Source organism: Tardiphaga sp., assembly GCF_028290785.1.
Lineage (GTDB): Bacteria > Pseudomonadota > Alphaproteobacteria > Rhizobiales > Xanthobacteraceae > Tardiphaga.
In genome coordinates this window covers 1-11086 of the sequence record NZ_JAQGJD010000161.1, presented here as the reverse complement: position 1 = coordinate 11086, position 11086 = coordinate 1, and the positions used below count along the sequence as shown (strand labels likewise).

9 protein-coding genes and 1 pseudogene are annotated in these 11086 nt (G+C 65.6%); 3 read left to right on the top strand and 7 right to left on the bottom strand.

Annotated features, from left to right (window positions below; genetic code table 11):
• Nucleotides 1-343: pseudogene (locus JWR89_RS09515) on the bottom strand (methionine synthase); the annotation flags it as partial.
• A 119-nt stretch (nucleotides 344-462) separates the two neighbouring features.
• On the opposite strand from JWR89_RS09515, the gene JWR89_RS09510 reads away from it, so the two are divergent.
• The 3 genes from JWR89_RS09510 (at nucleotide 463) to JWR89_RS09500 (ending at nucleotide 2917) form a co-directional block, all read left to right on the top strand.
• Nucleotides 463-1179, top strand: coding sequence for a glutathione binding-like protein (locus JWR89_RS09510; RefSeq protein ID WP_299714822.1), 717 nt, complete (start codon nucleotides 463-465; stop codon nucleotides 1177-1179).
• Between the two features lie 137 nt (nucleotides 1180-1316).
• Entirely contained in the window at nucleotides 1317-1943 is a 627-nt protein-coding gene (locus tag JWR89_RS09505) for a 2-hydroxychromene-2-carboxylate isomerase (RefSeq protein WP_299714819.1), read from the top strand.
• Nucleotides 1943-2917 (top strand): NADPH:quinone oxidoreductase family protein, encoded by a 975-nt coding sequence (locus JWR89_RS09500; RefSeq protein ID WP_299714816.1) that lies wholly within the window; start codon nucleotides 1943-1945, stop codon nucleotides 2915-2917. The genes JWR89_RS09505 and JWR89_RS09500 overlap by 1 nt, the downstream gene beginning before the upstream one ends.
• A gap of 205 nt (nucleotides 2918-3122) precedes the next feature.
• On the opposite strand, the gene JWR89_RS09495 is transcribed toward JWR89_RS09500, so the two are convergent.
• The 6 genes from JWR89_RS09495 to JWR89_RS09470 all read right to left on the bottom strand — a co-directional run.
• The gene (locus JWR89_RS09495; RefSeq protein ID WP_299714813.1) at nucleotides 3123-4013 is read right to left on the bottom strand and encodes a crotonase/enoyl-CoA hydratase family protein; all 891 of its coding nucleotides are present in this window, start codon (nucleotides 4011-4013) and stop codon (nucleotides 3123-3125) included.
• A gap of 230 nt (nucleotides 4014-4243) precedes the next feature.
• Nucleotides 4244-5665: an amidase gene (locus JWR89_RS09490; RefSeq protein ID WP_299714810.1), complete on the bottom strand. Its 1422-nt coding sequence runs from the start codon at nucleotides 5663-5665 to the stop codon at nucleotides 4244-4246.
• Nucleotides 5658-6830, bottom strand: a complete 1173-nt coding sequence (locus JWR89_RS09485; protein ID WP_299714807.1) for a M20 aminoacylase family protein — start codon at nucleotides 6828-6830, stop codon at nucleotides 5658-5660. Before JWR89_RS09485 ends, JWR89_RS09490 begins: the two co-directional genes overlap by 8 nt.
• A 189-nt stretch (nucleotides 6831-7019) precedes the next feature.
• Nucleotides 7020-8549, bottom strand: coding sequence for a M81 family metallopeptidase (locus tag JWR89_RS09480; protein WP_299714804.1), 1530 nt, complete (start codon nucleotides 8547-8549; stop codon nucleotides 7020-7022).
• Between the two features lie 161 nt (nucleotides 8550-8710).
• Entirely contained in the window at nucleotides 8711-10405 is a 1695-nt protein-coding gene (locus JWR89_RS09475; RefSeq protein ID WP_299714802.1) for an ABC transporter ATP-binding protein, read from the bottom strand.
• Nucleotides 10406-10425: 20 nt separating this feature from the next.
• The coding region (locus JWR89_RS09470) for an ABC transporter permease (RefSeq protein WP_299714799.1) at nucleotides 10426-11086 on the bottom strand (661 nt) is incomplete at its 5' end.

The window sequence follows — 11086 nt, the reverse complement described above, 5'->3', positions numbered from 1 at the left end:
CCTCGAAGGCGTGGACGCGGCCCTTGAGCTGCAATGGCGCGATCACCTGCGGCACCATGGCTTTGTAGCGGTCCTTGCGGATGCCCATCTCGACCTTGTGGGCGAAGTCGATGCCATCGACCTTCTCGAGAAAGCCATGGACGAAATGCTGCCGCGCCTGCTCGCCTTCGGTGACGATGTCGATCCCGGCGTCTTCCTGCACCTTGACCGCGAGCAGCGTGGCGTCGCGCTTGGCGCGCGCGAGCTCGTCGCCCTGGGAACGCCAGGTCGGCCACAATTTGTTGGGCTCGGCCAGCCATTCCGGCTTAGGCAGCGAGCCGGCGATCGTGGTCGGGAACAGCATGGCGCATCCTCGTGGTTTCTGATTGTGGGCGTCTATCTGCCATGTCCGTGGCGGCGCGTATAGCCATTGGCGAGGCGGGAATGGAGGACTAGGATCGCAGAAAAACAGAAGAGGAAACCATGATCGACCTGCATTACGCGCCGACGCCGAACGGCTGGAAAATCTCGATCATGCTGGAGGAGTGCGGGTTGCCGTACACGGTGATCCCGATGCAGCTCGGCCGCGGCGACCAGCTCAAGCCGGAATTTTTGAAACTCAGTCCGAACGGCCGGATGCCGGCCATCGTCGATCACGCGCCAACCGATGGCGGCGCGGCGGTGTCGATCTTCGAGAGCGGCGCGATCCTGATCTATCTCGCGGAAAAGTCCGGGCGCTTTATGCCCTCGGATTTGCGCGGACGCTTCGATGTCATGCAATGGCTGATGTGGCAGATGGGCGGGCTCGGCCCGATGCTCGGCCAGAACGGCCATTTTTTGCTGTATGCGCCCGAGAAGATTCCCTATGCGATCGATCGCTACATGCGCGAGGCCAAGCGCCTGTACGGCGTGCTCGACGCCCATCTCGAAGGCCGCGACTACATCGCCGGCGATTATTCCATCGCCGACATGGCGTGCTTTCCCTGGATCATGACCCACAAGGCGCAGGGCCTGACGCTGGACGAGTTTCCGAACGTCAAGCGCTGGTACGCCCAACTGCGCGCGCGGCCGGCGTTGCAGGCGGGGCTCGCGGTGGGCAAGCAAGAGAAGAAGCCGATGGACGAGCAGGCGCGAAAAATCATGTTCGGCGTCGACGCGCCGGCGCATGCGCAGCAGCAACAAGCTCCGCCGTCATCCTGAGGCGCGAGCGCTTGCGAGCCTCGAAGGATGAGTGCTCGACCTCCGTCGCCCTTCGAGGCCGCCGCTTCGCGGCGACACCTCAGGGTGACGGGACCAGAGACCAACAAAGCTGAAAATCAGCATCGCGAGGAACCGCCATGATCGAATTCTTCTTCGACTGCTCCAGCCCGTGGACCTATCTCGCCTTCCACAACATCCAGCCGCTGGCGAAGGAGTTTGGCGCCGAGATTTCGTGGCGGCCGATCCTGGTCGGCGGCATCTTCAATTCGACCAATCCCAGCGTCTATGCTTCGCGCGAGACGCCGGTGCCGGCGAAGGCGCGCTACATGAAGAAGGACCTCGCCGACTGGGCGCGCTCGGCAGATCTGGAGATCAGGATGCCGCCGCGCGTGTTTCCGGTGAACAGCGTGAAGGCGATGCGGGGCTGTATCTGGCTCGGCAAGGATATGGTGCCGTTTGCCCGCGCGGTGTTCGAGGCCTATTGGGGCAACGATCTCGATATTTCGATGGATGCGGTCCTGCACGATATCTGCCAGCGTGTCGGCGTCGATCCCGACAAGTTCTTCGCGGCTATCGTCCAGCAGGCCGTCAAGGACCGGCTCAGGGCCAATACCGACGAGGTGATCGCGCGCGGTGGGTATGGTTCGCCCACCATCTATATCGATAAGACCGACATGTATTTCGGCAACGATCGCCTGCCGCTGATCCGCGAGGCGCTGCAGCGCCGCCGCGCAGGCGCAGCAAGCGCCGGGAGCGCGGCCTGATGCCGAGAGCGGTGGTGTGCCGGGCGCTGGGCCCGCCCGAGGATTTGCGCATCGAGGAGTTCGCGTCGCTGCCGCTGCAGACGGGGCAGGTCCGCGTCGCGGTCCGCGCCGCGGGTATTAACTTTCCGGACATCCTGATGGCCGCCGGCGAGTATCAGCTCAAGCCGGAGCTGCCGTTCACGCCGGGCATGGAAGCGGCCGGCGACGTCAGCGAGATCGCCGGCGATGTGCAAGGCGTCAAGGTCGGCGATCGCGTCATCATCAAACTGCGCCATGGCGGCTATGCCGATGAGGTCGTCGTCACGCCGTCGCAACTGACACCTTTGCCATCGACCTTCGACTATGCCGAAGGCGCAACGTTCCTGGCCGCGCATGGCACCGCCTATCATGCGCTGGTGGACCGCGCGCGGATCAGGCCCGGCGAAGTGCTGCTGGTGCATGGCGCCGGCGGCGGCGTGGGGCTGGCTGCCGTCGAGCTCGGCAAACTGCTCGGCGCCACGGTGATCGCCGCGGCATCGAGCGAAGCGAAGCTCGCGGTGGCGCTCGCGCGCGGCGCCGATCATGGCGTGCGCTACGGGGCCGAGCCGTTTCGCGATGCCGTCAAGCGCCTCACCGACGGTCGTGGCGTCGATGTGGTGTTCGATCCGGTCGGCGGCGAGGTGTTCGAGCAGAGCCTGCGCTGCATCAATTGGGGTGCGCGATTGCTGGTGATCGGCTTCACCGGCGGCATCGGCGTGGCGAAGACCAACCTGGTGCTGATCAAGGGCGCCAGCGTACTCGGCGTCCGCGCCGGCGAAGCGGCGCGGCGCGATCCGGCATTGGGCAAGGCGCGGATCGAGGCGTTGCTCGCGTGGGCGGAGGCGGGAATGATCCGGCCGAATGTATCGCACCGATTGCCGATGGCGGAAGTCGCGAGCGCGATGCGGCTGCTGATGGATCGCAAGGCGATCGGGCGGGTGGCGTTGATGATGTGATGGCCTTTTTCCCTCCCCCCGCGTCTTCGCGGTGGGGAGGGTGGCCGGCCGAAGGCCGGTCGGGTGGGGGATGGCGCAACATTGAAAGTCGCGTATGGGGCGCCCCCACCCCGGCCTCCACTCCCGACGATGCGATGCATCGTCGTCCGTTCGGCCGACCCTCCCCACGCGAAGACGCGGGGGAGGGATGCCACTGGCGTTCTCGTTACTTGTATTCCCGCTCGTCCCACCACGGGAAGTAGTCCGGCATGTCCGTGCTGACCTTGTTCTTGAACTCTGCCGGACGCTTCTCCAGGAACGCGACCACGCCTTCCTTCACATCCTCGGAACGGCCGCGCGCGTAAATGCCGCGCGAGTCGATCTTGTGGGCTTCCATCGGATCGTCGGCGCCCATCATGCGCCACATCATCTGGCGGATCAGCGCGACGGACACCGGCGCGGTCTTGTCGATAAACGTGCGGGCCAGCGCGCGCGCCGTCGGCAGCAGATCGTCCGGCGCGACCACCTGGCTGACCAGCCGGCCCTTCAATGCCTCCGCGGCGGGAAACACGCGGCCGGAGAAGCACCACTCCAGCGCCTGCGAAATGCCGACGAGGCGCGGCAGGAACCAGCTCGACGCGGCTTCCGGCACGATGCCACGCTGCGAGAACACGAAGCCGAAGCGGGCGTTCTCCGAGGCGATGCGGATATCCATGGCTAGCTGCATGGTGGCGCCGATGCCGACAGCGGGGCCGTTGACCGCGGCGATCACTGGCTTCAGGCACTTGAAGATCCGCAGCGTCACCTGGCCGCCGCCGTCGCGCACCAGGGGATCGCTGTAGTCGACCGCGCCACTGGCGAGCCGCTTCACCGGGCCGCGACGGGCGTCGCGATCGAACGTATCGGCGCCGCCCGACAGATCCGCGCCGGCGCAAAAACCGCGGCCGGCGCCGGTGACGATGATGGCGCGGACATTGTCGTCGGCATCCGCCGCATCGAACGCGGCGATCAGCTCGGCCTGCATGGTGGCGTTGTAGGCGTTGAGTTTCTCGGGCCGGTTCAGCGTGATGGTGAGGATCTGCTCGGCGACGTCATAGAGAATGGTCTCGTAGGCCATGCTGGTTCTTCCCTGTGTCTTTTTATTTTTGACAGGGCCGATTGTAGGATGGGTTGAGCGCTTGCGAAACCCATCACCCGCATTTTGCGTTCGTCATTGCAAGGAGCTCTTGCGACGAAGCAATCCAGTTCTTGCCGAGTTGGTGGCTTCTGGATTGCCGCGTCGCTTCGCTAAGGGGAAAGCCAATTGGCTTTCCCTGACCTCGCAATGACGGGGAGGGTCCGGTGTTGCTATATCGTCGGCGGCTTCGGCCACGGCAGTTGCGGGCCGCGCAGGCCCTCGAACGCCTTCGCCATTTTCAGCACGCCGATGTCGTCGAAGCGGCGGCCGGCGATCTGCACGCCGATCGGAAAGCCCCTGGCGCTGAAGCCGCCATTGACGGAAGCCGCGGGATTTTCCGCCATATTCCACGGTACGGTATAGCCGATATGTTCGAGCGTCCGCAGCGCGTCGTCGGTCGGTGCCGCCGATTCAGCGGGATAGCTGACGATCGGCGCGGTCGGCGAGATCACGTAGTCCACATTGGCGAACAGCTTGGCCGTCGCGGTGCGGATCGCCATGGTGGCGTTGAACCCTCTGATGACGTCGGCGCCTGTCAGGTTCGCGCCGCTTTCGGCCCATGTGAAGATGAAGGGCAGGATTTTGCGCTGCGTCTCGGCCGGCAATTTCGAAATGTCGTCCCAGGAGCGCGCGCGCCAGAAGTTGTCGAGCCCGCTCAGATGCTCGCCGCCCATCACCCACGGCACTTCGACGATGGTGGCGCCTTCGGCTTCGAAGGCGCGCGCAGCGGCCAGCGTGACGTCGCGGACTTCCTTGTCGAGCGGCAGACCGAAATCGAGATCGAGCGTCAGCCCGATGCGCAGGCCTTTCAGCGAGAAGCCGGACAGATCGGTCCAGTCGATGTTGGCCGGCGGCAGGCTCATGCCGTCGCGGGAGTCCGGCTGCGACAGCACGCTCATCATCAGCGCGGTATCATCGACGGTACGTGTCATCGGACCGGCGACGCGGCCGACATAAAACGGCTCGATCGGAATACGGCCGAGGCTCGGCTTCAGCGTCGCGAGGCCGCACCACGCGGCGGGCAGCCGTACCGAACCGCCGATGTCGGTGCCGACATGCAGCGGGCCGTAGCCTGCCGCAGCGGCGGCGCCCGCACCCGCGCTGGAGCCGCCGGGGTTCTGCGTGAGATCCCAGGGGTTGCGGGTGAGGGGATGGAACGAGGACGCGCCCGACGACAGCATGCCGTAGTCCGGCATCGTGGTTTTCGAGAAGATCACCGCGCCGGCCTCGCGCAATCGCGCCGCGGGCGGTGCATCGACGGCCGCCGGCACCAGCGTGGCGGCGGCGGTGCCGAGCGGCACCGGCACGCCCCTGGTGGCGATGTTTTCCTTCACCGTGGTCGGCACGCCGTCGAGCGGGCCGATCGGATTGCCGCGCTGCCAGCGCAGGCTCGACGCCCGCGCCACGGCGTGGGCGCCTTCGGGATCGAAGGCGTAGGTCGCCTTGATATGCGGCTCCCAGACGGCGACGTGCGCGAGCACGTCGTCGAGCACTTCGCTCGGCGAAAAGTCTTTCGCACGAAACCCAGCGATCATCTCGACCGCGGAGAGGTCATGCAGCGCGGTTGCCACTTTCGCGACACCATCAGCCATGAGCGGCCACCGGCAGGCGGGTCTCGATGATGCGGGCGAACATGCTGGCGCCGATCGGCAGGATCTTGTCGTCGAGCACATAGCCGGGATTGTGCACCGGCACCGAGCCGTCATGGCCGACCCAGAAATACGCGCCGGGCACCGCGTGCAGCATGTCGGCGAAATCTTCGGAGCCCATCAGCGGCCTGACCTGGGTCAGGACGTTGGCGTCGCCGACCACGGTGCGGGCGACGGCCTCGATCGCCTTCGATTGCTCCTCCTGATTGACCAGCACGCTGAAGCCGTCGCGGATATCGACCTCGATCTCGACATCGAAGGCGGTCGCCATGCCGGCGGCCATCGCGCGCATCCGTTCGCGGATCTGCATCCGCACCTTTTCATCGAAGGTGCGGATGGTGCCGCACAGTCGGGCATCATCGGGAATGACGTTGTAGGCCGAGCCGGAGTGGATCTGGGTGATCGACAGCACCGCGGCCTGCAGCGGACTGACGTTGCGGCTGACAATGCTCTGCAGCGCCTGGCCCAGCGTCATCGCGATCACCACGGGATCCTTGGACTTTTCCGGCCGCGCGCCATGCCCGCCGTAGCCGGTGATGACGATATCGAAGAAATCCGCGGCAGCCATGGCCGGCCCCGGGAAGATCGCGATCTCGCCGAGGTTCAGGTTCGGCGCGTTGTGCAGGCCGTAGATCTCGTCGCAGGGAAACTGCGTGAACAGCCCGTCCTTGATCATGGCGCGGGCGCCGCCGAGGCCTTCCTCGGCGGGCTGGAAGATGAAGTGCACGGTGCCGTCGAAGTTGCGGGTCTCGGCGAGATAGCGCGCGGTGCCGAGCAGCATGGTGGTGTGGCCGTCATGGCCGCAGCCGTGGAAGCGGCCGGGAATCGTCGAACGCCATTTCAGGTTGGTGTTCTCTTCCATCGGCAGCGCGTCCATGTCGGCGCGCAAACCAATTTTCTTGGTGCCGCTGCCCTTGCCCTTGAGCACGCCGACCACGCCGGTGGTGCCGAGGCCGCGATGCACCTCCACGCCCCAGCTCTTAAGCTTCTCGGCGACGATGCCGGAGGTGCGGACTTCCTCGAAGCCGATTTCCGGGTGGGCATGGATGTCGCGGCGGATCGCGGTGAGTTCGTCGGCGAAAGCTTCGATATGGTCGAGGGTGGGCATGGATTATTCCTTACTTCAGAGAGCGTCGAAAATCTTCCTTACTTGTCCCGGACGCTGCAGCGTGAAACGCTGCCGCGCAGAGCCGGGACCGTATCAAACTCTGTCGCCCGCAACGGCCCCGGCCCTGCGAAGCAATACTTCGTATTGCATCGCGTCCGGGGCAAGTAACAAACGGTGCACTTGCGGCTATCATGGCGCAGGCGCAAGCGCAGGCGAGGCGGTCTGAGGCGTAAAAGGCTCGCCGTTGGGCTTGAGACGGATGCCGGGGCGCAACCGCGTCCATGGGAGTACCGAAGTGTCCGCCGGCATCGCGCCGGGCGCGGCGCAGATCAGAAGCTTCTCGGCGATCGGTTCGAAGTCGGCGCGAAAGTGTACCGAGCTCTTGTTGACCAGGATGGATTCCGTGGTCGGCTCGATGCCGACGAAGCGGTACATCGCCTGGTCGGCGAGCTGCGCCTTGTGCGAGGAGATCACGACGCGGACGTCGTCGATGCGTAGGCAGGCCGACGGCCCCATGTCCATGTCGCGACCGCCGTAGTACGGGCCGCCGGCGACGAACTTGCCGTCCGACAGTTTCTCGACCAGGAAGCTCGCTTCATACGGCGCGTCGCCCGATATGCCCGACTTGCCGCCGAGCGACAGCGTCACGGTGGCGCCTTCGCCTGCGGCATGCGCGGCCTTCGCCGATAGAGGATCGTAGATCACACCGATCGAGGCCTTGGTGGCGTGGTTACGCACCAAAGCGGCCAGCATGCCCGTGGTATCGGAATCGCCGCCGGCGCCGGGATTGTCCTGGGTGTCGGCGATCACGATCGGCTTTGAGGCACCGCGCGCCAATGCCATCGCCGCCAGCACGCCTTCGTCGGGCGTGTAGATCCTGCCGTCGAAATCATCTTCGTGGCCGCTGACCAGCTTCACGATCGTATCGGCCGCGGCGTCGGCATCGGCCTGGGTGACGCCATAGGCAAACACGCTCGGCCCGCAATGCGGAAAGTCGGCGGCCGGAAAGCCCGGGCAGAACGACAGCGTCGGGACCTGATCGTCTTCGAGCGCGGACAGCATTTCGTAGATGCCCTTGGTCGGCTGGTCGTTGGTGCACTGCCAGCTGATCGGGATCAGGAACGGCAATTGCCGGAATGCTTTTGCAAATTTCTGTCCGGCCAGCAGCAATTCCATGTGGCGCGCGCTGGCGCGGCCGGTATCGGCCATGTCGATATGCGGATAGGTGCGATAGGCGATCAGCGCGTCGGTGTCTTCGACCAGTTCGGGCGAGATGTTGCCGTGCAGGTCGAGGCTGATGACGAAGGGCAGGTTGGGGCCGATCACCGCGCGGACGCGCTTGGCGATCTCAGCCTCGCCGTCGTCGAGATGTTCGGTGACCATGGCGCCGTGCAGGTCGAGATAGACCGCATCGAGCGGCAGCGCCGCCTGGATGCCGTCGATCATCTCGGTGACGATGCGTTCGAACGCATCCTTCGTCACATGCGCTGACGGGCTGGCGCCGCAGGCGACCGTCGGGATCAACTCCCAGCCCTTCGCTTCGGCTTCCTCGATGAAGCCAGCGAGCCCGACATTGATGCCGCGCATGACCTTCAGCACCTCGGCGCCATGCGTCATCGACGGCCAGCCGCCGCCATGCACGAAGGCCTCATAGGTGGCCTTGGTCGGGGCGAAGGTATTGGTCTCGTGCAGGAAGCCGCCGACAGCGATACGGGTCATGAGAACTCTATTCTATGCGCGGAACGCGGAGCCGCGGTTATCGACGAATCTCACAACCGTCATTGCGAGGAGCCCTTGCGACGAAGCAATCCAGTTCTTGCCGAGCTTGTGGCTCTGGATTGCCGCGTCGCTTCGCTCCTCGCAATGACGACAGTGAGAGGTTAGATCGCGGCCAGCGACTCGCGCGCGACCGGCCGGAAGTTGGCGAAATCCCATCCCCGTCCGGGCGCCGCGTCAAGCAGCTGGCGGGTATAGGCCTGTTGCGGATTTGTGAGGACTTCGCCGGCGGGGCCCTGTTCGACCACGCGACCGTTCTGCATCACGGCGACGTCATCGCAGATCTGCGCGGCGACGCGCAGGTCGTGGGTGATGAACAGGATGGCGATGCCGAGCCGGGTCTGGATCTCGTCGAGGAGCTCCAGCACCTGCGCCTGAACGGAAACGTCGAGCGCCGAGCAGGCTTCGTCGGCCACCAGCACGTCGGGCTCAAGTGCCAGCGCGCGGGCGATGGCGATGCGCTGGCGCTGACCGCCGGAGAACTGGTGCGGATAGCGGTTCACCGCATCGGCGGGCAGGCCGACCAGCTCCAGCAGTTCGCGCGCCTTGGCCATTGCGACTTTGTGGCTGACGCCGTAATTGATCGGGCCTTCGGCGATGGACTCGCCGACGGTGATGCGCGGATTGAGCGAGCGGTAGGGATCCTGGAAGATGATCTGGATCTTCTTGCGATGCGGCCGCAGCGTGTGGCGCGACAGGTCGGAAATCTCGCGGCCGGCAAGGCGGATGCCGCCGGAGGTGGGATCGATCAGCCGCACGAGGCAGCGCGCCACGGTGGACTTGCCGGAGCCGCTCTCGCCGACGATGCCGAGCGTGCGGCCCTTGCGCAGCGTCAGCGTGACGTCGGCGGCGGCAGCGACTTCACGGGCTTTGCCGAAGAACGAGCGCTCGCGATAGACCTTGCCGAGTTCGTTGGCTTCCAGCACCACCGGCACGAAGCTTTGCTCCGCACGCGGCGCGCGCGGCACCAGGCTCGGCACGGCCTTGAGCAGGTTGCGGGTATATTCCTCGGTGGGGCTGCGCAGGATGCCGTCGAGCGTGCCGGTTTCCACCAGCCGGCCATGACGCATCACCGCGACGCGGTCGGCGATCTCGGCGACCACGCCCATGTCGTGGGTGATGAACAGCACCGCGGTGCCGTGGTCCCGCTGCAGGTCGCGCATCAGGGACAGGATCTGCTTCTGCGTAGTGACGTCGAGCGCGGTGGTCGGCTCGTCGGCGATCAACAGCTTGGGCTCCAGCACCAGTGCCATCGCGATCATGATGCGCTGGCGTTGGCCGCCGGACAGGCGATGCGGAAAGGACTTGAAGATCCGCGTCACGTCGGGCAGGCGGACCTGCTCCATCATGTCGAGGATGCGCTTGCGGCGCGCCGTGGCATTCAGGTCGGTGTGGGTGCGCAGCACCTCGTCGATCTGGTTGCCGACCGGGACGACGGGATTGAGCGCCGTCATCGGCTCCTGGAAGATCATCGCCATGGTGGTGGCGCGCAACTGGCGCAGCCGGCGATCGCTCGCCTGCAACGTATCCTCGCCGGCGAGCTTGATGCTGCCGCCGATCGCCTTCAGCGAATCCTTTGGCAACAGCCCCATCGTCGCCAGCGACGTCACCGACTTGCCGGAGCCGCTCTCGCCGACCACGCACAGCGTCTCGCCCTGGCGGACCTGCAGCGAGATGCCGTCGATGATCTTCTTGCCGCCGCCGTTCTTGCCGACGCCGACCACGAGGTTCTCGATTTCGAGCACCAGCGGGTTGGTATTCACCGCCTTACCGAGCTGCTGGTTCAGTTGATCGTTCATGAGCTCGTTCACTTGATCGTTCACTTGCCGCCCTCGCGCTGCTTCATGCGGGGATCGAGCGCATCGCGCGCCGCGTCGCCGATCAGGTTGACGGACAGGATCGCGATCGACAGCAGCAGGCCGGGCCAGAAGATCAGCGACGGCTTGACCTGGAAGAAGGCACGGCCCTCGGCCATGATGTTGCCCCAGGTCGGCGTCTCCGGGCTGATGCCGGCGCCGAGGAACGACAGGATCGCTTCGGTGAGGATCGCCGACGCCGCGATGTAGGTGCCCTGGACGATCAGCGGCGCCACGGTGTTGGGCATCAGGTGCCGGTACATGATCTTCGGCAGGCTGGTGCCGAGCGAGATCGCGGCTTCCACGTAGGGTTCTTCGCGCGCCGACAGCACGACGGAGCGCACCAGCCGCGCAACACGGGGAATTTCCGGAATCGTGATCGCGATCATCACGGTGGTGAGACTCGCGCCGGACAGCGACACCACGGCAATCGCCAGCAGCACGCTGGGCATCGCCATCAGGCCGTCCATCACCCGCATCAGCACCGCGTCGACCCATTTGAAGAAGCCGGCGACCAGACCGATCAGCAGGCCGATGGCGATGCTGATGCCGGCGGCGCCGAGGCCGATCAGCAGCGAGATGCGACCGCCATAGAGAATGCGCGCCAGCACGTCGCGGCCGTAG